The sequence below is a fragment of the Empedobacter sp. ULE_I140 genome (genome assembly GCF_053482575.1).
This window is the reverse complement of record NZ_JBQMTX010000001.1, coordinates 1655784-1680685: the sequence shown is the minus strand read 5'-3', so window position 1 is coordinate 1680685 and position 24902 is coordinate 1655784. Positions and strand designations below refer to the sequence as shown.

Sequence of the window (24902 nt, the reverse complement as noted above, 5' to 3'; positions counted from 1 at the left end):
GTTGCAAATTTAAGCTTTGTAATCATATTTTCGTACCATCCAAATCCCAAAAATTAGATGTAAAAGCCCGAAACCGATAAACCAAAACAATAAACCATTGAAAATAAAATAGAAAGCCAATAACCCTAAAAATATTTCGCACATTGCCAAATATTTTATTTCTACAATTGTGTCACGTTCTACCGTATACAAAGCTAAGCCGTAAAACAAAAGCGTTGCTGGAGCTACATAAGCAAAACTAAAATTATTGATAAAAATCAAACTTACTATTCCTCCAACGATTAAAACAAAAAGAAATTTACGCAATATTCGTTTTGTAACTGGATTTATAAATTTAACGTCATCTTTTGTCGATTTTCTGGTCATAAAAAAGAAACCTCCAATACATGCAACCATTAAAGTTACAATTCCTAAAATGAATAATTTAATTTCTAAATTATTCATTAAAATAGGTGTCAATGTTCCTCTATAATTTACTTGAAGTGCATCTTGTAGAATCAAAACATAAGCGATAAAAGCAGAAATCATTCCCACTACTCCAACCCAAACACCACTCCATCCACTAATACTTGTGAATTTTGATGTGCGTTGCATCATTGATTTGATTTCGTTTAAACTTTCTACAGGATTATTTGTGCTCATATTAAAAGTACTTTGCAATTCAAAGTTAATATAAAAAATGATTCTGCAAAATATTTTTTCAAAAAAAATCCAATTTCTAAATGAAATTGGATTTTATAAATATGATTAATTAATCAATTTTTAAGGATTTGTAGACCACAAAGAAGCTGATGCCAACATTGCGCGTTTATCTAATTTTAATAAATCGACAATTAATTGAGCAAAATCTTCAGGCTGAAGCACTTTTTCTGGATTTCCGTCTGTGATTTTCAACACATCTTTTGACATCTCAGATGCAATTGTACTTGGAGTTAAAGTCGTAACACGAATGTTTTTCTTTCTTAATTCGAACATTAATGATTCTGATAAACCTATCAATCCCGCTTTTGAAGCTGAATAAGCAGAAGTTACTGCGTTTCCTTTTAATCCTGCAGTTGAAGATACATTGATAATATCACCACTTCCTAACTCTACCATCGAAGGAATTACAGCTTTAGAAACATAATATGGTCCAAATAAATTGGTACGCACAATCTCTTCCCAATCATTTTCTGGCATTTCCAAAAAACTTCCGAAAGCCGCAATACCGGCATTATTAATCAAAATATCAAACGCTCCAAAACTCTCAATTAATCGTTCAAGTTGCATTTTCACTTCAACTTTTTCAGCTACATTAAAAATCGAATAATCCGCTTTTACTCCAAAACTTTTGATCTCTTCTACAGTTTCTTCTAATGTCTTTGTATTTCGTCCTGTCACAGCTACATTAACACCTTCTTTAGCCAATGCCAAAGCAACAGCTTTTCCTAAACCTCTACTACCTCCTGTGACTAAAGCATTTTTCCCTTTTAAATCTTGCATAATTATTTTATAATTAGAATTTTACAATTTATTTTTTGAAGATTTTTTATGATTTTGAAGTACAAAGATAAACAACATAGATTTCTAGGAAAAATATTTTTTATCTACCTAATTATAAGTATTTTTACTACTTAATCACACACTGAATGGATAAATATTTATTTTTTACTCTACTCCTTATCAACGTCCTCTCTTTTTTTTTATTTAAAATAGATAAAAAAACTCAATTATTGGTAAAAGACGTGTATCTGAATTAGCACTTTGTTTTGTGACTTTGATTGGTGGAACAATTGGTTCTCTTATGTCAATGCAGATTTATCGTCATAAAATAAGAAAAAAGTCTTTTATTTTTAAAATAGTAATGATTATAGCAATACAATGTAGTTTATTAATTTTTTTAGTTGATCGAATTTAATTGTTCTAAAATTTAAACCTACGACAGTCTTTTTTCTCAGCTTGTTGTTTCTTTTGATTCAGTCTTTTTTGCTGAGAAGCTTTAGTAGGTTTAGTCTTTTTTCTAAACTTTGGAATAATCAATGCTTTTTCAACTAATTCTAACATTTTCTTTGTTGCAGATTCTTTATTGTCCAATTGAGAGCGAGATTCTTGCGAATTGATTTGTAAAAATCCTTCTGAATTAATCTTATTTTTTAGCTTTTCTGTGATTAATGCTTTTTCTTCATCAGAAAAAAATTGGGAAACTTCAACGTTCCATTTTGCTAAAACCATCGTTTCAACCTTGTTTACATTTTGCCCTCCTGCACCGCTACTTCTCGCTGTTTTATATGTTATTTCATAAGAAAAATCTTTCATCACTTATTATTTTTATTGAATAAAATATGAGAAATCAAACAGATTAAAGTAAAAAAAACGCCAACAGCAACCACTCCATTCCATTGAAATTTATCCCACGCATTTGCTGCAATAAATGTTCCTAAAGATCCACCAATAAAATAGCTTGTCATGTAAACTGTATTCACTCGATTTCCTGCTTTGGCATCTAATCCAAAAATAATGGTTTGATTAGAAACATGCATTGCCTGTAAACCTAAATCGATCAAAATTACACCAACAATTAATCCCCAATATGTATAGCCAAATTCATAGAAAAATCCCCAAGAAATTAGCATAGTAATGATGGAATAAAAGATAATTTTTGATGTTGACAGAACTTTTGAAACTCTACCAACTAATGCAGCAGCTAATGCTCCTACTGCTCCAATTAATCCAAAAGCACCAGCAATATCGCTTCCAACAAAAAATGGTGCTTCTTCTAAGTGAAAAACCAATGTTGTCCAAAATGCACTAAATGCTGCAAAACCTGTAGCTCCACGAAAAGAAGCTAATCTTAATTGTGGTTGATTTTTTACTAAATCTACAATCGATTTCATCAAATTACCATAAGTTCCTTTGAAATTTGGTTGTATTTCTGGTAAAAATATATAGATAAAAATCCATAGAACAAACATTAAAATTGCGCCTATCATATAAACTTCTCGCCATCCTAAATATTCACCAATAAAGCCACTAAAAACACGAGAAAGTAGAATACCAACAAGCAAACCACTCATAACCATCCCGACAGCTTGCGCTTTTTTTTGAGGTTCAGCTAATTCAGCCGCCATTGGCACAAAAACTTGCGGAATAACTGAGGTGAAACCGATTAGAAAACTTAATGGAAAAAGCCAGCTTACAGATGGTGCAAAATACATTCCCAAAAGAGCTGCGATTATAAAAACAAAATCGATTAAGATCATTCGTTTTCGTTTCAGTAAATCTCCTAAAGGAATAATAAACAACAATCCACAAGCGTATCCAATTTGTGTTAACATTGCAATATTAGAAACTTTACTTTCGGAAACATTAAAATCTTTAGCGATTAATGACAATAATGGCTGATTGTAATAATTATTTGCCACAACCAAACCGCTCCCAATAATCATTATCCATAAAATGATTGGAGTTAATTTGGGTTTCATTTGTAAATTTTCCATTCTAATATTCGCTTGCTTCAGTCAAAAGTTTAACATCATCATGAGATAATTGCACATTTACACCTTCTACAAAAGCATCAAGATGTTGTTCCTTAGTTGCCTACAACAGTTTTCTGATCCATTAACCAAGCCAATGCAACTGCCGAATAAGAAATATTATATCGTGTAGAAATAGTTTGTAAAGCGTCCAAAATTTTGAATCCTCTTTCATTCAAATACTTTTTGATTCCATTACCGCGCAAACTTTGTTGTAAATCTTCTTCAGTTTTATATTTACCTGATAAAAAACCACTCGCTAAACTGTAATAAGGGATAACAGCTAAATTATATTTCTCAGCAACAGGTTGCAAAAATTCTTCAAAATGCTGACGATCATACAAATTATATTCAGGTTGCAAGGTTTTGTATTGCGGCAAATTATAAAGTTCTGATTTATCCAACGATTCAATCAATCGCTCCGAAGAAAAATTAGAAGCTCCTATAAATCTCACTTTTCCTTCTTTTATCAATTGATTATAAACGGATAAAGTTTCTTCTACAGGTGTATTTACATCATCATAATGAGTTTGATACAAGTCGATATAATCTGTTTGTAAACGGATAAGTGATTCTTCTACTTCTTTTAAGATATGAGCTTTTGTAGTATTTGGCTTATCTTGAATCATATTTCGTCCACCAACTTTCGTTGCCAAAACAATTTGATCTCTCACTCCTCTCGATTTTAACCAATTTCCGATAATTCGTTCAGACTCTGTTCCAACATTACCTTCCACCCAATACGAATAGTTATTTGCAGTGTCTATCGCATTAAATCCTCTGTCCAAAAATCCATCTAAAATTCGAAAAGATTCTTCTTCATTCAATGTCCAACCAAAAACATTTCCTCCGAAAAAAATTGGTTTTATTTCTAAATCTGTATTTCCTAATTGTACATTTTTCATGGGGATAAAGATAAAAAAAAGCTACTTTGCAGTAGCTTCTTGTTGTAAAATTTTTTGACTCACACGTCGAAAAATGTAACTTTTAAGATACTTTTATGGTGTCTTCATAGGTTTAGAAAACAAAGCATCAAAGTTTAATACTTAGTTTGAAATCGATACAACAAATATATATACTGAATAATATCTATCATTAAAATAGAGTTCAGATTTCGTTAATTCACGTTTCAGCAAGGTGAATTGTGAATTTATTCAGGTGAAATTTTAATCAACTTTCAAAATCATTCGAACTTTTGTTCCTTTTTCATGAAAATTTATAAAAATATTTTCTTCAATATTACGATTAAGCAATTGTAAACGCTCATTAACTATCTTAAGTGCTTTCGAATCGTGAGTTTTATTTTGCGTAATTTGTGTTGTATTTCCCTTTCCATTATCTTCAATGATTATTTCTAAATAATCAATTTTTACACGAATAATCAATTTGATAATCGGTTGTAAATGATTTTGATCAAATGCGTGAACAAAAGAATTTTCGATAATTGGTTGAATCAACATTGGAGGAATTTTGATGCGATAAATATCCAATTGACTATCAATTTGAACATCAAATTCTATTTTATTTTTCCATCTAAAATTCTCAACTTCAACATATAATTTCAAAAAATCAATTTCGTCTTTCAAACTAATTTCATCTTTTGTTGAAAGATTTAACATCTGACGAATCAAGTGAGAAAAACGTCCCAACGAATTTAACGCATTATCAATATCATTATCCAAAATATAAAACTGAATAGAATTCAGCACATTGAAAATAAAATGCGGATTCATTTGCGATTGTAAAGCTGTTAACTTCGTTTCGGTTAATTGCCGCTCTAATTGCAAACGTTGATTTTCTTGAGTATTTTTTTCATTTAATTGACTAATTTTTAATTGATTAAATTTATTTAACGTCTTGATTTTATTTGTATTATAACGATAAATAATCAATCCTAAAGTTAAGACTGACAACAAAATAAAATAAATATTCAAGTAAAAAGGTTCGTCAACATTAAACGAAACCAAATCAATAATTTGTTTTTGTCCATTGCTTGTATCCGTTATTTCTAATTGAACACGATATTTACCATATGGTATATTCCGCAAATAAATAGATGGGTTATAAAAATACTCGTTCCACTTTTCATCAGGATTTACACGATATCTGTACTTATAACTTTGAGCAAAATTAGCATCAACCACAGCAAAATTTAATGTAATATTATTCTCATTATTCTTTAAATTCAAATCTTTATCAATCAAATCAAACCACATAAATTTATCTATTCCAAAAGATTGATCATTAATTTTAAAACTTGTAATTATAATCTCTTTCGACTGATTTTTTTGCTTTAATAAATTCTCAAGATTTAACTTATAATATCCATTTTCAACACCAATTGTAGCCGTTTTTCCGTCAAAAATAGACGAATGTATATCCTTATTTACAAAACCTTGTTCATTACCAATCATATATGTTTTACCATTATTGAAAACGAGTAAATTACGATTGGTTCCAATCAGAATTGAGTTCCCAAAAATGTCAATTGAACTGATATTTTCCCCGCCAATTTCACGAATATTGATTACTTTTTTTGTGATTAATTCATCTCCTTTTACCTCTAAAATATAGACTTTCGCAAATTCTGTTGCAACCAACAACTGATTATCTCCAACGCATTTTATCATTTTAATTTTAGATTCATTAAACTGATTATTTTGCAAATAAGAAATAAAATTTCCATTTTCATACTTGAATAATCCATCCAAAGAAGAACCAAAAAATACAGCTTTTTTATTTTGACAAATCGAAACAACATCTTTCGGAACATTCGCTTGCGTAGCTGAATATGCGTGATATTTTAGATTATTCAGATCATCAAAAACCAAAATTCCTCCAAAAGGATTTGTCTGAATAAATTGATTATTAAAATATGTAAATTGACTTGTTCGATTAGGTAAATAATCTTTGAATTCTCCATTAAAATCTAACTCGAAAAGTCCTAAATTAGTTGCTATAATAAACGAATTATGACGAATAATCATTTTATAAAAACGAAGATTTTTTTCTTTCAAATCAAAATCAATTTCATAAAAATCTTTATTTGATTGACTTAAAAAATCTTTGAATTTTGACTTATTTCGAAGCATATATTGATAAAAAGCATTTCTCTTTATCTGCTTATTGAATACATTATTCTCTTGAAAATAAAGTCCTTCTGGTGTTAAAAAATATTGTGTATTCGCAACTTTTAGAATTTCAATGACTCTTTTATTATCAATCGTTGAAAAATCTAAAAAATGATTAAAATGAACTTCAAAAAGTCCTTTATCAGCACTTCCAACATAAATTAAATCATCCGTTTTACTACTAAAAACTCGATATGGATAATCCGAAGTGATTTTAAAATTTTCTGTTTGATCTGTTATTTTATTGTCCTTTAATTCGGCAACCATTCCATTTCCTGCACCCGTTTCGTAACCAGCTAATAAAAGAGAATGACGTTTATCTGAAATGTTGTGATTTCTAAAAACTGGAAAATCGTAGGTTTTAAAATTCAATTTTTTATTCAAAAAATCGTTTATCGAAATGATATTAAGACCTTTAGAAGATGACAAATACAAATCATTATTATTCAAAAAACTATAATTAATTCGATTGAAAGGATTGACCAACTTCAACTTATCGCGATGAACTTCATAAACACCATGATCTATTGTTGCAACATAAACCTTGTTTTGATATTCGAAAAAAGATACCGCTTCGAACACAATATTGTTATTTTTTTCAAAAGAAGGATTATAAATTTTCTTTGATTTTGTATCAATAATCGAAACGCCACCTTGCGCAGCAACATATATTAAATCATCTAAATAAAATAAATTTCGAACACGATCCGAAACTAATCCTTTCGCTGTATTAATTTGTTCAAAACGTTGACCAGTAAATTTCAATATCCCTTGTCCGTAACTTCCGAACCAAACATTATATTGCTTATCTTCTATTATTGTCCAAACATTATTGTATTGTACTTTCTCGAAGCGTTTCATCATTTTGAAATTGTCCATGTCTTTCACAAATACGCCAAAACGAGTTCCAACCCACAAGATTTTACGAGAATCTTTGTAAACACTCAAAATCTCATTGGCAGGCAAGCCATTTTCGTACGTGTATTGTTTTGTCAGAACATATTGCGCAGAAAGTTGATGAGAGCAATGAAATAAAACAAGTAAAAAAATGAAGTTACGCAACCACATTCGATAAAATTTTATACCCCAAAGAAGTTACAGGAAGATTTGATTCACCATCTTTTGGATGACAATTCAGAATCAATAAATTGTTTCGTTTATCAAATTTTTTAGCAAAATTAATATTAACCAAATACGATCTATTGACACGGAAAAAATTGGTTTGATCAATTAAATTTTCTACCTCTTTCAGCGTTTTAGTTACCATGTACGCCTCTTTTTCAGTAAAAATTGTACAATAACTATCATCTGCTTTACAGTAAATAATATTTTCAATTTTCAGTACCAAAACCTCTGTTATAGATGGAATAAATATAATTCCATGCTCATTTTTGAAAACGTCTTTCAGATTATCAGTTTCTACTTCATCTTCAAAATCATCTGCAATATTAATAATCTCTTTCGTTATTTTTGTTTGATTTTGACGCTCTACAAAACGATTCAATAATACTTTAAGATCAGAAATTGAAATAGGTTTCATCAAATAACCCAAACATCCCCATTGATTTACAGCTTCTAAAATATAGTCTGAATGAGCTGTTGTGAAAATGACATCAAACGTAATATCATCGAAATAATCAAATAATTTAAACCCAAATTCCTCTGGCATGTGAATATCCAAAAAAACGATATCTGGTTGATTTTCCTTAATTTTTTCAACGCCTTCTTTTACAGAATTTGCAGTATCAATGGAAACAAAAAAATCTGGCAAAGCATGTTGAATAATTTTCTTTAACCCTTGTTGAGCAAAGTGTTCATCATCTATAATAAGAGCTTTGTAATGATTCATTTGAGTTTAATTTGTTACAAATATAAACTAAAAAAGGATGCTCCGTAGAACATCCTTTGATTATGATTGAAGTAATATTTTTAAACTCTTTTCGATTTTAATTGTAAAAAGATTGCTGCAATTATTGATCCTACCGAAGCCATAATAAAGCCAACCCACAATTGCGAATTAAATCCTAACCCCATTGCAATCGGAATTCCTCCTAAAAATGCACCTAAAGCATTTCCGATATTAAAACTTGCTTGACCAGCTGCTGCGGCTAAAGTTTCGGATCCTTTTCCGTTATTAATCAACATCATTTGAATTGGCGAACCAATTGTAAACGCAATTAATCCCGTAATAAACGACATAATATAAGCCATTATTTGTATGTGAGAAGTGAAATAAACAATCACTAAACAAATCGCCATCGAAGCAAATGAGATAATTGCAGCTTTATTTGGCGACATGGTATCTGCCAATTTTCCACCTATAAAATTACCTACAAACATTCCTAGACCAATCAAGGTCATAATAATTGGAACTTTTGTTTTGGGTAAATCTGCCACATTTGTCATTAATGGAGAAATGTAACTTATCCACGCAAATAATCCTGAAGTTCCGATAGAAATCATCACAATTAATACCCAAGCTTCCCATTTTTTGAAGAAACTTAATTGCTCTACTAAACTTCCTTTGTTTGTATTTTTAAGATTTGGAACCCAAAGCGAAATCGCTAACATTGTGATTAATCCTAAACTTGCAATAATCCCAAACGTTAATCGCCACGAAAAAACTTGTCCTAATTTCGTCCCTAATGGAACTCCGACTAAATTCGCAAACGTTAATCCCGCAAACATAATCGAAATAGCTTGCGCTTCTTTTCCTTTTGTTGCTAATTGTGCTGCCACAACAGATCCTACACCGAAGAATGCTCCATGAGGTAAACCAGACATAAAACGAGCAATTAATAAGGTATTATAACTTGGTGCGATAACAAAAAGTGAGTTAAAAATGGTAAACAATAACATAAAAAAGATTAATACTTTTTTAGGCGAATATTTACTTGTAGCCATGATCAATGTTGGAGCTCCAACCATTACGCCCATTGCATACATTGATATAAAATTCCCTGCTGTTGGAATTGAAATATTCAAATCTTTTGCAAAATCTTCTAAAACTCCCATCATCGAAAATTCCGTCATTCCGATGGCTAAACCTCCCATTGCTAAGGCAAGTAAACTCTTTTTTACCATTTATTCTTCTATTCTTCGTATAATTCTATCGGCAAACCGTCGGGATCTTCAAAAAAAGTAAACTTCTTTTGCGTGTATTTATCCACACGAATTGGCTCTACCATCACATTCAACTGCGTTAATTTTTCTACTTCATTTTCTATATTTTCCACAGCAAAAGCAATATGTCTCAATCCAGAAGCTTCTGGTCGAGAAACACGTTTTGGTGGATTAGGAAAAGAAAATAATTCGATGCAGTAATAATTTTGCAAAGCTAAATCTAATTTATAAGAATCACGTTCTTTTCGGTAAACTTCTTGCACAATTTCGAATCCTAAAATTTCTGTGTAAAAATGTTTTGATTTTTGATAATCCGAACAAATGATTGCAATATGATGGATTTTTTTTAATGCTAACATAATTTATGCGTAATGATTATTTTTTGCTCTTTCATATTGTGGCAACCACTTTATATCTTCTTCTAACTCTTTTGCAGCACGTAATGCAAAATATGGATCGCGTAATAATTCTCTTCCTAAAAAGATTAAATCTGCTTCTTCATTTTGAAGAATTTCTTCGGCTTGTTTTGGCTCAAAAATTAATCCAACAGCTCCAGTAATGATTTCGACTTGGTTTTTAATTTCATTTGCGAATGGAACTTGATAATTTTTTTTGACATCAATCTTTTGATGACTCACTCCTCCTCCAGACGAAACATCAATCACTTCTACTCCATTTTGTTTTAAAATCTTACACAATTCTATTGTTTCTTCTAAATTCCAACCATTTTCTGCCCAATCCGAAGCTGACAAACGAACCCAAAGCGATTGAGTTGTAATATATTTTTGCATTTCAGCAACAATTTCCAACACAAAACGAATTCTATTCTCGAAACTTCCACCATATTCATCTGTTCGATTATTGATTAAAGGCGACAAAAATTGATGAACCAAATATCCATGCGCACCATGAATTTCTAAAATTTCAAAACCAGCTTTTATCGCGCGTTCAGTTGCTTTTCCCCATTCTTTTACAACATCTTTAATTTCAGAAATTGTTAATTGATGTGGAATTTCATCCGATTCATTAAAAGGTAAATTAGAACTCGAAACTGTTTTCCAACCATTTTTTTCGTCAGATTTTATTTGATGGTGTCCCAACCAAGGCTTTTCTGTACTTGCTTTTCTTCCTGCATGCGCTAACTGAATCCCAGGAACACAATTGTATTTTTTAATTTCGGAAGTTAATTTTTGATACACTTCGATATGTTCATCTTTCCAAATTCCTAAATCGCCATACGAAATTCGACCATCTGCAATAACAGCGGTAGCTTCTTGTATAATCGCCGAAACATTGCCAACTGCACGCGAAACATAATGTTGAAAATGCCAATCATTTGGAAAACCATCTTCCGAAGAATATTGGCACATTGGCGACATAATAATTCTATTTTTTAATGAAATAGATTCATTTATACTGATTGATTCAAATAATTTGCTCATTACTTGTTTTTTTGACTTAATTAATTTGGAATAAAATTCGTGAATTTGATTGATTTCTTAAAACGATTCAGCTTAAAAATTGTTTAAATTCTAATCTTTCAACAAAATTAAAAAAGCTTAGAAATACATGAAATCACAAATAATTTTAACAATTTATTTAAAACTGACAAAAAACATAAATTTAAAAAAATCTAATAATCAATCCGATATCATAGTAAATATCTAAGGTTCAGAATAATTTTTAATAAATCTTTCATTGTTTCTTAGTTTGTTCGTAATTTTACAAAAAAGTGAATTTTGGAAAAGAAAAAGATTGTCATTTTAGGTGCTGGATTTGCCGGACTTAAATTAGCCCGTAAATTAAATAATAACCCACACTTTTCTGTTACACTTATTGACCGTTATAACTATCATCAATTTCAACCTCTTTTTTATCAAGTTGCTACAGCAGGAATAAACGCTAGTGATATTTCGTTTCCTATACGAAAAGTATTTCAAGGAAGTAAAAATGTCAGCGTACGATTAGCTGAAGTAACAGCTATAAAAAAAGAAGCTAATATTGTTGAAACCACAATCGGAGATTTTTCTTACGATTATTTGGTTATTGCCATGGGATGTACCACAAATTTCTTTGGTAATAAGCAAATTGAGGAATTATCATTCCCAATGAAATCCACAAACGAAGCTTTAACGCTAAAAAACAGATTGTTAACAAATTTTGAAAGTGCTTATTCTGCTGAGTCAGAAGAAGAATTAGAAGAAATTTTGAACATTGTTGTTGTTGGTGGTGGACCAACTGGAGTAGAACTTTCTGGTGCAATTGCACATATGAAAAAACACATTCTACCAAAAGATTATCCAGATTTAGATTTCTCTAAATTGAATATTTATTTGATTGAAGGAAGTCCTAATTTATTAGGACCTATGTCTGATTTAGCTCATAAAAAGTCTCACGAATATTTGACAAATATGGGAGTGCATATTTGGACAGAAGGACGAGTTACAGATTATGATGGAAAAACTATTTCCTTAGCTGACGGACGCACAATCAAAACAAAAAATTTAATTTGGTCTGCTGGTGTTACAGGAAATATTCCTGAAGGAGCTGTGTCTCAAGAAGAGTTACAAAGAGGTAACCGTTTTAAGGTAGATCGTACAAGTAAAATTATTGGAACTGATAACATATATGCTATTGGTGACATTTCTTGTATGGAAACACCTAAATATCCTCATGGACATCCTCAATTAGCACGTGTTGCTGGGGATCAAGCTATGAATTTAGCCAAAAATTTCAATAAAATTGGACAAGGTTTATCAGAAGATAAATTAACTTTATTTGAATATCAAGATCCAGGATCTATGGCTACAATAGGAAAACATAAAGCTGTTGTTGACTTACCTAAATTCTCTTTCTCTGGACGTTTGGCATGGTTTACATGGATGTTCTTACACTTAATGTTAATCTTGACTGTTCGCAACAAACTGGCTATTTTCTTTAATTGGGCTCAAAATTATTTTACAAATGATTCATCATTACGTATTATTGTTCGTCCAACGAAAAAAGATTTTAGATTTAATTTGAAAGGTTATCGCCGTTTTCCAAAGAATCGTGATAAAGAAGTAGAAGCTTAATCAAAAAAGTATATCAATAAAAAACTCCGCTAAATATTTAGCGGAGTTTTTTGTATCTATGAATTGAAATTTTATTTTCTTGCAGAAGGTGTTCTCACTCCTGTTTTTACTCTTTCTGTTGATGCAGATTTTGCACTTACAGCATCTTTAGCAGATTTGCTGTATAATTGGATAAAATCAAATAATCCATCAAAATCACCAGTCAATGTTTTACCATTCGAAACTCTCAATGCAAAGTTTGTAGATAATAAACTTCTGTTATAAGGGTCAAAATAATTTTTTAGATTAATAGATCCAGAAGAAAAATCTGTATCTAACAAAGCAAACGTTCCAGAATTAAGAACTGGCACATAATTTTGCATTATAGGATCTTCATAATATTCGATATAATCCAATCCTCTATCATTATTTTCTGTTACGTAAGATCCATTAAAACTTAAATCACCTCTTTGGAAAATTTCTAAATACAAATAAGCTCCATTTAATTTACCATTCTTAGGAACTGGATTTGTAGATAATTCTACACTATAATAAAATCCGCCATCAGCCTTTTTTATATCTGCAACAACTGCATTTCGAAGCGGAAATGATACACCATCATAATTGATTTGTCCAACATTAACAATTTCAGGTTCATAATAGCCATCATCATTATTCACACAAGATGTTAATGAGATAGACGAGACAGCTAACATTGCTAAAAATATAATTTTTTTCATAATTTCTAAATTTTCAAACTAATTATATTGCCAGTATTACAAATAGCGTGCTAAAAAATAACAACAACTAGTTTTAGCATAAAAAAAGTGTTACACAATCGTGTAACACTTTGATATTAAATAAAATATTTTTTAACAAAGAAAATTATCCTTTGATAATGATTTCCATTTTTTCTTGCTCTTCTAAAGCTAATTCCAAATCAACTAAGATACGTCCTGAATGTTCGTCAGCGATAATTTTTTTACGTTGAGCGATATCCATTTGTCTTTGTGGTGGAATTGTAAAGAAAGATCCCGCAGAAGCTCCACGTTGTACAGGAACAACAGCTAAACCATTTTTCACAGAATTTCTGATACGGCTGTAAGCGTCTAATAATCTTTGTTCGATTTTAGCAGAATATTCAGAAGATAATTTCAATAAATTACTTTCTTCTTTTTCTGTATCTTTTACAATTGTATCCAACTCAGCTTGTTTGTGAGATAAATGCTCTTTCATTGAGTTTAATTTTGCATTAAATTCTTCAACTTGTGCATTTTTTTGAGAAATTTTAACTGTAAACTCACGAATACGTTTCTCAGATAACTCAATTTCCAAACCTTGATACTCTACTTCTTTCGCTAAAGCATCAAATTCTCTATTGTTTCGTACGTTATCTTGTTGTTTCGTGTATTTTTTAATTAAAGCTTCAGCATTTTTGATTGCTTCTTTCTTCAATTTAATTTCTTCATCCAAACCTTTAGTTTCGTCAACTATTTTTTGGATTCTCGTTTCTAATTGTGCAACATCGTCGCTCAAATCTTCAACTTCTAAAGGTAATTCACCTCTTGTGTTTCTGATTTCATCTAAACGTGAATCAATTAATTGCAAGTCGTATAACGCGCGAAGTTTTTCTTCTACGCTTAGTTCTTTGATATTTTTTGTTTCAGACATAGTTAACAATAATTAACAGGATTGGTATTAATTCCAGAATTAAAGACCACAAAATTAGTAAATTTTTCTTTAAGATACGAAGTTATTAAGTTTTTTGTAAACTGTTCCGATTCAAAATGTCCAATATCTGCCAAAACAAGCTTATTTTCAGCTGTAAAAAAATCGTGATATTTCAAATCAGCCGTGATATAAATGTCCGCTCCAGCCGAAATTGCATTTTTTATTCCAAATGCGCCAGAACCTCCAAGTACAGCAACCTTCTTTATTTTTTTGTTTAATAATTTCGAGTGACGAATAACGGGTATATTCATTTGAGTTTTTAGATAATTGAAAAAATCGAGTTCTTCCATTTCATTTTCCAACTCTCCAATCATTCCAATTCCAATATAATTATTTTGATTATTCAACGAAATAACAGAATAAGCAACTTCTTCGTACGGATGATTTTTGAACAAAGCATTCATCACATCACCTTCCAAATGTTGCGGAACAATAACCTCTATTCGCGTTTCGTTTACTGCTTCCAATTTCCCTATTTCGCCAATAAACGGATTTGCACCAGCAGTTGGTCGATAATTTCCTTCGCCTTCTATCGCAAAACCACACGAATCATAATTCCCAATTTTTCCTGCACCCGCTTCATACAACGCAAATTTCAATTGCTCAGCATGTTCTGTTGGTACATAGGTAATTAATTGTTTGATAGTTTGCAATTTTGGAATAAGAATTTTCGTATTCAATAAAGCTAATTGTTCAGAAATTTTGAAATTAACTCCAACTTTCGAATTATCTAAAGCTGTATGCGTTGCATAAATATTAATTCCATTTTTGATTGCTGTCATCACAGCTTTTTCAACATAATTTTTTCCGTTCAATTTCTTTAAACCAGAAAAAATAATTGGATGAAAACTCACAATCAAATTACAATTTTTCTCAATCGCTTCTTCCACAACTTCTGGTGTTGTGTCCAACGTTACCAAGATCTCTGTTACCTCATTATTGTAATCACCAACTAGCAATCCAACATTGTCAAAATCCTCTGCATACGCCAAAGGCGCTATTTCTTCCATCGCCAAAGCGACATCTTTTACTCGTATCATTTCTCTTTTAAAAGCAATTTTTCTGTAGGCAAATCATTTTCGATGCCTTTCCAATACGATTCAAAATTAAACTTTTCTAACAACTTTCTTGAAGCAACATTATCAGGATCGATGACAGCCATTACTTGCAAATCAGGAAATTTTTCTTTTGATTCTGCTAATAAATGTTCGCAAATCATTGATCCAAAACCTTTTCTCCAAAATTCTTTTTTCAATAAATAACCTATTTCAAGTGAATTTTCGATATGTTTGTTATACACCAATTTACAATCACCTAAAAGTGTGTCGTTTTCGTCATAAACCTTAAAAAAACCAAGGTTTTCGTTAACGCTACCTTTTTCTAAGATTGATGTAAATTTGTGATTTGCTTGCTCTTCATTCAAACCTTTTCCAGAGATATATTTCATCACTTCGTCGTCCTGAACAAGTTTAAAAAAGTTATTAAAATCTGTAGGTTTATATTTTTCGAACCGAATTTTCTTCATGAAATTTTGTTAATGCTTTTAATAAATTGATTTGATTAATCGTACGATTTAGATTTTGTTTTGGATAAGAAATCGAATAATAAATATCGTTTTCTAAATAATCTGCCAAAAATCTAACCGCCTGAATATAAATCACAATATACGCAACAAAATCCATATTTTCGATCTCTATTGGTTGTAAATCATATTTTAAATGTTCTAAAAACCCATTTTTAACCGCTTTATAATAATCAGGTTCAAACAATTTTTCAGGATTAGGATCGTCTTCAGCTTTCAGGTTTGCGTATGTACGAATCATATCTCCAAAATCGCACAAAATATTCCCTGGCATTATTGTATCCCAGTCTATCACAGCGATTGCTTGCGAATGATTATCATTATTAAATAAGAAATTACTGATTTTAGCATCAGCATGAACGACACGCTTTGGGAAATCTATTTCTAAATACTTTTCAACTTGATACAGATTATCCAAAATATAAGCAACTTCTTCTTTCGTTTCTTCTAAACGCTCTGTTGAAGCATTTTTCAATGCATTTTTGAAATCATTTACACGTTTATGATAATCTAAAAACCCGACAATCGAAGGATAAATTTCATCAACATTAACATCTAACAAATACGAATGAAATTCACTAATTGTTTTCGCCGCTTCATACGCTTGTTCCGCAGATTCCACTTTCTCAAAACAAATAGAATTTGGAATAAAAGAAGTCATTCTCCAAGTTTCTCTATCTTCTTTTGCTAATAAATTTCCTTGCAAATCTTTTACAATTTCGATTACCGAATTTTGATAATTCTTTGCTTTTAGATGGCGAGAAATGATGTCAATATTGTTCGAAATTACTTCTGGTTGAGGAAAAACGTGCGTGTTTATTTTTTGTAAAATATATTTTTTTCCTTCATACTCAACTTCATAAGTAGAATTAATCCAACCAGAACTGATTGGATTAATACTAACTTGATCTATATTTTCGAAATAATGTTTTAATATTTTCTCCATTATATTTTATGTCCAAAGAGAATTTGGATATTTTTGATCATTGATTAAATTGTGAATAGAATTTACTACAACTTCTCTATCTTCTGGATAAGTCATTCCGAACCAATTGTCATCCGATTTTTCTACAATCACTTCCAATTGATCTTCTTTGATCATATCATTTACAACTTTCGGCAAGAAAAATTCTGCTTTCAATTGAGAAGCATTTTCGTGAAGAAATTCCTCAAATTTATCTTCTAATTTTCTGAAAATAGAAGGATGTAAAACAAAGAAATTCATCGATACAGCCGTATCTCCATCTAATGGTAAAACGTTATCATCTTCTTCGAAAACAATTTCTCCATTTTCGTTAGAATAGATATTTGTACGTTCTACAACATTCTCCAAATGACCGTTAGTTACAGTACATACTCCGCGAGAAACAGAACCATTTTCGCTAATCGTATTGGCCAATTTGTACGCAACCATACCATAAGTATTTGCAGTGATTTTTTCGTTTTGAACCAATTCACTTGCTTTTTCAAATGCTTTACGACCATAAAAATCATCTGCATTAATTACAATAAATGGATTGTTTAAATGATTTTTTGTAATCATTAACGCATGTCCAGTTCCCCAAGGTTTTTCACGTTTTTCTATTGTATCATAAATTCCTCTCGGAACAGATGTATACGTCGTTTGAAGAACAAATTCTACTTTACCTCCATTTTTTTCAATTAAATTTTGAAAATATTTTTTAGTTTCTGCATTAAATTGTTCATTAATAATGAATACAAAATGTTTTATTCCGCAAGAAAAAGCATCGAAAATTGAATATTCCATCAACGTTTCTTTACTTGGTCCAATTGAATCAATTTGTTTTTGTCCTTTGTAGCGGCTTCCCATTCCACCTGCTAAAATGACTAATGATAAGTTTTTAGATTCCATAATCTTCTGTACCAAAAACTGGTTTTATTGTTTTATATTTTCCTTTTGTAAAGTTTGGCATTTCTTCAGAAGCACCATTTCCTTCGATAGATTTTTCACTTAATGGTGTTACTGCATACCAAGTTGCTAAATCGTATACATCGAATGGGAATTCTTTGTTTGCTTTAATACACTCGATAAAATCATTCATTAAGAAGAAATCCATTCCTCCATGTCCTGCTACTTCTGCTTGAATTTCGTATTTTTTCCAATATGGGTGATCGTAAGATTTTAAATGATCTTCTGAGTTCGCCCATTTATGAGAATCTTTCATTTCATCTTCGAAATAGATGAAACCTTGGCTAAATCCACCTGAACCAATATCTTGCCAAATACCATCAGTCCCTTCAATACGGAAACCTAAGTTATATGGACGCTGTAAAGATGTATGATGTGTTAATAGGATTGTTTCTCCGTTCTCACATTTTAACATTGTTTGAACGATATCTCCTTGCTTGAATTTAACTTTTGCATTTGGATGATCTACTCCTCCATTTTTCACGATATAATCAGTTAAACCTGCTTGCTGAGAAGCCATAGAAGTTAAGTGTGTAATTCTATTTCCACGGTTAACATCCATCATTGTACCAATTAAACCATGCGTTGGATATAATTCTGCATTACGTTTTACATAATAATTTGTACGCCAAGCAGCTTCAGAGAAACCTTTGTCTCCAAACTCAATTCCACCTCCATAAGGTTGTTCACCATCATTAAATAATACATTTCTTAAATCGTGTTGGTAACCACCTTGTCCATGAACAATTTGTCCAAACATTCCTTTACGAACCATATTTATTACAGCCATCACATCGCGACGGTAACAAACATTTTCTATCATAAATACTGGAACTTTAGTTTTTTCATATGTATCTACATAATTCCAACATTCTTGTAAATTCATCGCTCCACAAACCTCTAAGCCTACAAATTTACCAACATTCATCGCTGCAATTGTTTGCTCCTCATGAAACTCCCATGGCATAGCAATAACTACAGCATGCATTTCTTTATTCTTATATAATTTTTTGTAACCGTCTAAGCCTTTGTACTATTCTACAGGTTTTTTCTTGTGTTTTGCAAAAATTTTGTTGCAACGATCAATCATTCTTTGATCTGGTTCAGCGATCCCAACAACTTCTACATCATTTCTTTTTAATAACTCATCTAAATGTACCTGCCCTCTCATTCCACAGCCAACAATTCCTACTTTCACCTTATCAATTTTTGATGAAAAATCAAATAATGAATCTGGTGATACTAATGCTACCGTAGATGCTGCAGCAGTCGATTTAATAAAATTTCTTCTGTCCATAGTTGTATTTAATTGTTTGCTTTATTTTTTAAAATGCAAAATATGAAAAATAATCAATAAAACTTTCTGCTTATAAGTAAAATTAGTAGGTTTTAGGCGAATCCTTAGGAAATACTATAATAAATTCTGTCGTAGTAACATTTTCGTTTTTAGATTTAATTACAGATAATTTTTCATTTAAATCTTCACTTTCTAGAATTTCAATTACGGCGATTTTGAGCTCAGGTCGAAAATATTTCAAATACCAATAAATTCCGCCATAATTTTTAGAATGATAATCACCATTGTAATGAATGAATAGATTATTTTTCTTCAAATTATTCAAAATTGATTCTGCCATTGTTGCATCCTTTGTAGCTTGTGCTGCAACAAACTGTTTTGCCTTCACTCCAGCATGATCTCCCATCATTTTAATCATCTCAGGATAACCAGGTGCATCATAATCTATGGTAATAGGAAGTTTCGCAATAAAGGCTTTCTCATTATTTGGAACTGTATCCAAAGCTTCAAGTCCATTCTTAGCGACATACGAAGCATATTTGCGCGTTACATTAGTTGCTACAAAATCTAAATTCTTTTCTTTCGCAAAATCAACAAGCGGTTTGTAATCTGTTTTGTAATTATTCCAAAGATTTGTACTCTTTTGAAACTCATCATCCGTCGTTTTGCTTTTCAAATAATTCGTTAAATCATTTTGTTGATGACGCTCGAACATTTCTGCTCCAAGAATCAGTTGTTTTCCTTTTATCTTATACAATTCTTTTGTCGTTTGCAATTGCAACCAATGATTTACCGCATTATTATGATGTTCACCAAATAAAACAACATCATATTTTGCTAATTCTTTAATCATTTTATCAAAATCAACTTTCTTTTCTTGTTGATTATAAATTTGATAAGTTTTTCCGTTTTGCGCTTTAGCCTGAATTGTTAGTACAATTAATAAGGTATAAAGTATCGTTCTCATGTTATTTAAATTAATTCTAAATTGTAACAAATTAACAAAAAACTCTACATATAAAGAAAACAAATTCAACTACTATGAATAAAGTTCTTGAAATTAATCAACTTACTAAAAAATTTGGCAGTTTTACAGCGGTCAACAATGTCACTTTTTCGGTAGAAAAAGGAAACGTTTATGGATTACTTGGTCCAAACGGAAGTGGAAAATCGACAACATTAGGAATGATTCTTAATGTAATCAATCCTACAGCGGGTTCGTGGAAATGGTTTGATCAAGAACCAGATAACGATTCATTAAAAAAAATTGGTGCAATTATCGAAAGCCCAAAATTCTATCCTTATTTATCAGCAGAAAAAAATCTTGAAATTGTTGCTGATATTAAAGAAGTTAATTATGGAAAAATTGACGAAAAACTTGAATTAGTTGGATTACTTTCTCGTAAAAAAGATAAATTTCAACAATATTCGTTGGGAATGAAACAACGTTTGGCAATTGCGGCTGCGTTATTAAATGATCCTGAAGTGCTGATTTTAGACGAACCTACTAATGGTTTAGATCCACAAGGAATTATTCAGATTCGTGAATTGATTATTAAAATTGCTCAACAAGGAACTACAATTATTCTAGCAAGTCATTTATTAGACGAAGTCGAAAAAGTATGTTCGCATGTAGTGGTTCTGAATCAAGGAAAAATGCTTTATGCGGGTTCTGTAGATCAAATGAATTCAAGTTTTGGAAGTATAGAAGTTGCTGCGCAAAATATGGAAAGTTTGGAATATACACTAAAAACGTTCTCATTCGTTTCAAAAGTTACCAAAGAAAACAACAAACTTTTTGCTGTTTTATCAGAAGAGAAAGATCCAGCAGAAATTAACAAAATGCTTTATGAACAAGGAATTATCGTGAATCATTTAGTAAAACGTAAAGAATCTTTAGAACAACAATTTTTCCAACTAATCCAAAAACAGAACTAACATGAAAAGATTATTTAGCATAGAATGGAATAAATTATTCTACAATAAAGGAACGCGAATTTTCATCATTTTATATTTTGTGATGATTCTGTTAATGGGAATTACGTTACCGAATTTCAAACCAAATATGAATGAAATTGAAGTTGATTTAATCAAATTGGGAGCATTAGAGTTTCCTATAATTTGGCATAATACTACGTGGTTAATTGGTTTTGGAAAATTCTTTTTAGCTATTATTGTTATTAATAATATTACAAACGAATACTCTTTCGGAACTTTCAAGCAAAATACAATTGATGGTTTATCTAAAACTGAATTTTTAAACACAAAAGTTTTGATGAACGTTGTGATAACTTTGATTTCTACACTTTTAGTTGGCGTTTTAGTTTTTGCATTAGGTTCTATTTTTAGCGAAAAGTTTGATTTTGTAAACGGAATCGAATTCTTAGGAGGATATTTCGTCGAAATCTTCGCTTATATTGTATTCGCCATGTTTTTATCATTCCTATTAAAGAAAAGTGCTTTTGCGATTTTATCTTTAATTGTTTTGAATATTATAGAATCTGTTGCTAAAGTTGTTGAATTTTTAGTTCGTTTTGGTAAAAATCCTCCAAAAAATCCTAATGAAATTAAAATCTTAACTAATTATTTACCACTTAACTCGAACGGAAAAATAATTGATTATCCTTCTGTAGATATACAAAAAGCAATTATGGAAGGAAAATTATTTGTTGCGGATCATGTACAATGGGAATATTTTGCTGCAAATGTTTTCTACATCATTTTATTTCTTGGTTTATCCTTATTAATTATCAAAAAAAGAGATTTATAAATTATAAATATTTCATAAAAACAAGAAAACCTCCAAATTTGGAGGTTTTCTTGTTCAAAGCAATTTACAATATCACTTGTTTGTTTATCTTTGCAACTATGCAAATGACAAATTTCGAAGAGCTAAAAGCTCTGTTAAAATCAACCCCAAAGAAAATTGCAATTCTACCGCACAAAAATCCTGATGGAGATGCGATAGGTTCTACATTGGCGATGTTTCATTATTTGAATAAATTGGGACATACGTGTAACATTGTTTCACCAAACGATTTTCCGAAGTTCCTAAAATGGATGCCTTCAGCAAAAGATATTGTAATTGCAGATTACCGACCAAAAGTTTCTGAAGCAATTATACATCAAGCTGAGTTGATTTTTATCTTAGATTTCAATACTGTAAAACGAATTGATGACTTAGGAAACTGGGTTGAACGTTCGAAAGCTCCAAAAATATTAATCGATCATCACCGCGAACCAGATACATTTGATTTTATGTATTCGGATATCGAAATGCCTGCGACTTGTCAAATGGTTTATAATTTTATCGAAGCGATGAATGATTTAGATAAAATTGATAAAGGCATTGCTGAATGTATTTATACTGGAATAATGACGGATACAGGCGGATTCCGTTTTCGTAATACATCGGCAGATACGCACAGAATTGTAGCAGAGTTAATTGATAAAGGTGTAGAAGTAGACAAAGTAACTTCATACGTTAATGATTCACAAACTCAAGGACGTTTAAAATTATTATCATTAACCCTTAATAATCTAACTTTTTTACCAGAACATCGCACAGCTTTCATGTTTTTAAAACGTGAAGATTTGTTAGCAAATGGTTTTCAAAAAGGAGATACAGAAGGTTTTGTAAATTATGGTTTGAGTGTAGAAAATTTTATCTTTTCTGTAATTTTTATTGAAGACACACATCATAATTTTATTAAAATTTCGTTACGTTCGAAAGGTGATTTTGATGTGAATGAATTCTCTCGTAAACATTTTAACGGCGGTGGTCACATGAATGCAGCAGGTGGACGTTCAGACATGAATATGGAAGAAACAATTGCTTATTTCCAATCACTTTTACCAGATTATCAAGAAAAATTAGCTAGTATCGTTATCTAATGAAAAAAGTTATTGTATTCACGTTTGCAATATTTGCGTTAATAAGCTGTGATCAGAAAGTTATTCAATATCCTGTTTCATATTCCAATGACGATTTTATGAAACGTTCGCAAGAACGTGGAAAATTATTGCATCAAGAAGAATTACAATGGTTTGATGATTATATGAAAACATCTGACCTAAAATTTGTTAAAACGAGTTCGGGTTTTTGGATTTCGAACAGTGGTCAACGAACAGATCAAACAGCTAATAATGGAGACTACATCGAATTTGAATACCAAGTAACTGATCTTGAAAACAACATTTTATATTCGCTTAACGATAATAAAGTTCAGAAAATAATTTTAGGAAAAGCTGATGTTGTGAGAGGTTTACAAGCTGGTTTACAATTAATTCCTGAAGGTGAAACTGCTAAATTATTGTTACCTTCGTTTTTAGCTTATGGAGGTTATGGTGATACGCAAAAAATTGCGCCAGACTCGCCTATTATTATGGATGTAAAAGTTTTAAAAATAAAAAAACACTAATAAACACAAAGAATGTAAAGTTAAAATGAGAAAAATATTATTAATCTTAACTGTCATCACTACCCTTGTTAGTTGTGGCGTTAAAATTCCAAAATCGATGAGTAAAGAAGAATTTAAAAGTTTAGAAGATGGATTGTATGCAAAAATGACAACAAATCATGGTGCAATGACAATCAAATTATACGAAGAAGAAGCACCAATGACGGTTGCTAACTTTGTTGGATTAGCAGAAGGTACAAAAGAAAATAAAGCAAAAGCAAAAGGAGTTCCTTTTTATGATGGAATCATTTTTCACCGTGTGATCAAAGATTTCATGATTCAAGGAGGTGATCCAGACGGAATTGGTACAGGAGGACCTGGTTACGATTTCGAAGATGAGTTTGAACCAACTTTAAAACACGATAAAAAAGGTGTTTTATCTATGGCAAATTCAGGACCTGCTACAAACGGTTCTCAATTCTTCATCACAGAAGTTCCTACACCATGGTTAGACGGGCGTCACACTATTTTCGGACAAGTTGTAGAAGGTTTAGATGTTGTTGATTCTATTGCAAATGTAGAAAAAACACCAAGTGATAAACCAGTTGTTCCTGTTGTAATTGAAAAAGTAGAAATCGCTCGTAAAGGTGATAAATATGCTAAATACAACGGAGCTGAAGCATTTGAAGCTGCAAAAGCAAATCACGCAAAAAAACAAGCTGAAGCTGAAGCGAAAGCAAAAGCTGAAAAAGATGCAGAAATTGCTCGTCAAAAAGAATTAGAAGCAAAAGCTCAATCAACTCCTTCTGGATTAAAATATGTAATTTTAGAAGAAGGAAACGGAGCAAAACCTGTACAAGGAGATCCAATTCAAGTACATTATACTTTACGTTTAAATGATGGTGAAAAATTAGATTCATCTTACGATCGCAATCAACCACTAGACGCAACAGTTGGTGTTACAGGATTAATCCAAGGTTGGATGGAAGCATTAACAATGTTCAACAGAGGTTCTAAAGTTTTCTTAATTATCCCTGCCGAATTAGGTTACGGATCAAGAGGTGCTGGAGGTGTTGTACCACCAAATGCAACTTTATATTTTGATATGGAAGTTTTAGATAAATAATTTATCTATTCAAAATA

The 24902-nt window shown here is 30.9% G+C and carries 26 protein-coding genes; 7 read left to right on the top strand and 19 right to left on the bottom strand.

Annotation, left to right across the window (positions count from 1 at the left end; all coding sequences use genetic code 11):
* Positions 1–9 precede the first annotated feature (9 nt).
* Together ACTS9J_RS07955 and ACTS9J_RS07950 are read right to left on the bottom strand one after the other, a co-directional pair.
* A complete protein-coding gene (locus ACTS9J_RS07955) occupies positions 10–642 on the bottom strand; it encodes a hypothetical protein (RefSeq protein WP_219034337.1) in 633 nt (210 codons plus the stop codon).
* A gap of 120 nt (positions 643–762) precedes the next feature.
* Entirely contained in the window at positions 763–1482 is a 720-nt protein-coding gene (locus ACTS9J_RS07950) for a 3-ketoacyl-ACP reductase (protein ID WP_221856283.1), read from the bottom strand.
* Positions 1483–1708: 226 nt separating this feature from the next.
* Here ACTS9J_RS07950 and ACTS9J_RS07945 point away from each other — a divergent pair, with 226 nt between their 5' ends.
* Positions 1709–1897: a DUF1294 domain-containing protein gene (locus ACTS9J_RS07945; protein WP_409516647.1), complete on the top strand. Its 189-nt coding sequence runs from the start codon at positions 1709–1711 to the stop codon at positions 1895–1897.
* Positions 1898–1902: 5 nt separating this feature from the next.
* Here the strand turns inward: ACTS9J_RS07945 and arfB are convergent, their stop codons facing one another.
* The 8 genes from arfB to ACTS9J_RS07905 form a co-directional block, all read right to left on the bottom strand.
* The gene (gene arfB / locus ACTS9J_RS07940) at positions 1903–2295 is read right to left on the bottom strand and encodes an alternative ribosome rescue aminoacyl-tRNA hydrolase ArfB (protein WP_286495197.1); all 393 of its coding nucleotides are present in this window, start codon (positions 2293–2295) and stop codon (positions 1903–1905) included.
* Positions 2295–3461 carry an MFS transporter gene (locus ACTS9J_RS07935; RefSeq protein WP_291096557.1) on the bottom strand — a complete coding sequence of 389 codons (1167 nt, stop codon included), beginning with the start codon at positions 3459–3461 and terminating at the stop codon, positions 2295–2297. Before ACTS9J_RS07935 ends, arfB begins: the two co-directional genes overlap by 1 nt.
* Before the next feature lie 107 nt (positions 3462–3568).
* On the bottom strand, positions 3569–4417 hold the full coding sequence (locus ACTS9J_RS07930) for an aldo/keto reductase (RefSeq protein WP_448353112.1): 849 nt from the start codon (positions 4415–4417) through the stop codon (positions 3569–3571).
* A 261-nt stretch (positions 4418–4678) separates the two neighbouring features.
* The gene (locus ACTS9J_RS07925; protein WP_448353111.1) at positions 4679–7711 is read right to left on the bottom strand and encodes a sensor histidine kinase; all 3033 of its coding nucleotides are present in this window, start codon (positions 7709–7711) and stop codon (positions 4679–4681) included.
* Positions 7698–8492 carry a LytR/AlgR family response regulator transcription factor gene (locus tag ACTS9J_RS07920; RefSeq protein WP_221856275.1) on the bottom strand — a complete coding sequence of 265 codons (795 nt, stop codon included), beginning with the start codon at positions 8490–8492 and terminating at the stop codon, positions 7698–7700. The genes ACTS9J_RS07925 and ACTS9J_RS07920 overlap by 14 nt, the downstream gene beginning before the upstream one ends.
* Positions 8493–8572: 80 nt before the next feature.
* Positions 8573–9727, bottom strand: a complete 1155-nt coding sequence (locus tag ACTS9J_RS07915) for an MFS transporter (RefSeq protein WP_286495202.1) — start codon at positions 9725–9727, stop codon at positions 8573–8575.
* An 8-nt stretch (positions 9728–9735) separates the two neighbouring features.
* On the bottom strand, positions 9736–10125 hold the full coding sequence (gene gloA2, locus ACTS9J_RS07910) for an SMU1112c/YaeR family gloxylase I-like metalloprotein (protein ID WP_448353110.1): 390 nt from the start codon (positions 10123–10125) through the stop codon (positions 9736–9738).
* A 3-nt stretch (positions 10126–10128) separates the two neighbouring features.
* Positions 10129–11208: an NADH:flavin oxidoreductase/NADH oxidase gene (locus tag ACTS9J_RS07905; protein ID WP_291049159.1), complete on the bottom strand. Its 1080-nt coding sequence runs from the start codon at positions 11206–11208 to the stop codon at positions 10129–10131.
* A gap of 297 nt (positions 11209–11505) precedes the next feature.
* Between ACTS9J_RS07905 and ACTS9J_RS07900 the strand changes: the two genes are divergently transcribed.
* Positions 11506–12840, top strand: coding sequence for an NAD(P)/FAD-dependent oxidoreductase (locus ACTS9J_RS07900; protein ID WP_286495204.1), 1335 nt, complete (start codon positions 11506–11508; stop codon positions 12838–12840).
* A gap of 71 nt (positions 12841–12911) precedes the next feature.
* Here the strand turns inward: ACTS9J_RS07900 and ACTS9J_RS07895 are convergent, their stop codons facing one another.
* The 9 genes from ACTS9J_RS07895 to ACTS9J_RS07855 form a co-directional block, all read right to left on the bottom strand.
* A complete protein-coding gene (locus ACTS9J_RS07895; protein ID WP_125349271.1) occupies positions 12912–13559 on the bottom strand; it encodes a hypothetical protein in 648 nt (215 codons plus the stop codon).
* Between the two features lie 145 nt (positions 13560–13704).
* On the bottom strand, positions 13705–14490 hold the full coding sequence (locus ACTS9J_RS07890) for a zinc ribbon domain-containing protein (protein ID WP_115000894.1): 786 nt from the start codon (positions 14488–14490) through the stop codon (positions 13705–13707).
* Between the two features lie 2 nt (positions 14491–14492).
* Positions 14493–15590 carry a Nif3-like dinuclear metal center hexameric protein gene (locus ACTS9J_RS07885; protein ID WP_416410180.1) on the bottom strand — a complete coding sequence of 366 codons (1098 nt, stop codon included), beginning with the start codon at positions 15588–15590 and terminating at the stop codon, positions 14493–14495.
* A complete protein-coding gene (locus tag ACTS9J_RS07880) occupies positions 15587–16075 on the bottom strand; it encodes a GNAT family N-acetyltransferase (protein ID WP_115000896.1) in 489 nt (162 codons plus the stop codon). Before ACTS9J_RS07880 ends, ACTS9J_RS07885 begins: the two co-directional genes overlap by 4 nt.
* Complete coding sequence (locus tag ACTS9J_RS07875; protein WP_115000898.1) at positions 16047–17078, bottom strand: phosphotransferase enzyme family protein; 1032 nt, start codon at positions 17076–17078, stop codon at positions 16047–16049. Before ACTS9J_RS07875 ends, ACTS9J_RS07880 begins: the two co-directional genes overlap by 29 nt.
* 6 nt (positions 17079–17084) lie before the next feature.
* Complete coding sequence (locus tag ACTS9J_RS07870) at positions 17085–18005, bottom strand: nucleotidyltransferase family protein (RefSeq protein ID WP_416410178.1); 921 nt, start codon at positions 18003–18005, stop codon at positions 17085–17087.
* Entirely contained in the window at positions 17995–19050 is a 1056-nt protein-coding gene (locus tag ACTS9J_RS07865) for a Gfo/Idh/MocA family protein (protein WP_448353109.1), read from the bottom strand. The genes ACTS9J_RS07870 and ACTS9J_RS07865 overlap by 11 nt, the downstream gene beginning before the upstream one ends.
* A gap of 45 nt (positions 19051–19095) precedes the next feature.
* Positions 19096–19359 carry a twin-arginine translocation signal domain-containing protein gene (locus ACTS9J_RS07860; RefSeq protein WP_416410177.1) on the bottom strand — a complete coding sequence of 88 codons (264 nt, stop codon included), beginning with the start codon at positions 19357–19359 and terminating at the stop codon, positions 19096–19098.
* An 82-nt stretch (positions 19360–19441) separates the two neighbouring features.
* Entirely contained in the window at positions 19442–20326 is an 885-nt protein-coding gene (locus tag ACTS9J_RS07855) for a ChaN family lipoprotein (protein ID WP_448353108.1), read from the bottom strand.
* 74 nt (positions 20327–20400) lie between these two features.
* Here ACTS9J_RS07855 and ACTS9J_RS07850 point away from each other — a divergent pair, with 74 nt between their 5' ends.
* The 5 genes from ACTS9J_RS07850 to ACTS9J_RS07830 all read left to right on the top strand — a co-directional run bounded on the left by ACTS9J_RS07850 (position 20401) and on the right by ACTS9J_RS07830 (position 24885).
* A complete protein-coding gene (locus tag ACTS9J_RS07850) occupies positions 20401–21297 on the top strand; it encodes an ABC transporter ATP-binding protein (RefSeq protein ID WP_221856261.1) in 897 nt (298 codons plus the stop codon).
* A 1-nt stretch (position 21298) separates the two neighbouring features.
* Positions 21299–22129 carry an ABC transporter permease gene (locus ACTS9J_RS07845; RefSeq protein WP_416410173.1) on the top strand — a complete coding sequence of 277 codons (831 nt, stop codon included), beginning with the start codon at positions 21299–21301 and terminating at the stop codon, positions 22127–22129.
* A gap of 98 nt (positions 22130–22227) precedes the next feature.
* Positions 22228–23253: a DHH family phosphoesterase gene (locus tag ACTS9J_RS07840; protein ID WP_416410171.1), complete on the top strand. Its 1026-nt coding sequence runs from the start codon at positions 22228–22230 to the stop codon at positions 23251–23253.
* The gene (locus tag ACTS9J_RS07835; RefSeq protein WP_416410169.1) at positions 23253–23780 is read left to right on the top strand and encodes an FKBP-type peptidyl-prolyl cis-trans isomerase; all 528 of its coding nucleotides are present in this window, start codon (positions 23253–23255) and stop codon (positions 23778–23780) included. Before ACTS9J_RS07840 ends, ACTS9J_RS07835 begins: the two co-directional genes overlap by 1 nt.
* Positions 23781–23805: 25 nt before the next feature.
* The gene (locus ACTS9J_RS07830) at positions 23806–24885 is read left to right on the top strand and encodes a peptidylprolyl isomerase (protein WP_244957946.1); all 1080 of its coding nucleotides are present in this window, start codon (positions 23806–23808) and stop codon (positions 24883–24885) included.
* The last annotated feature ends 17 nt before the right edge of the window (positions 24886–24902 follow it).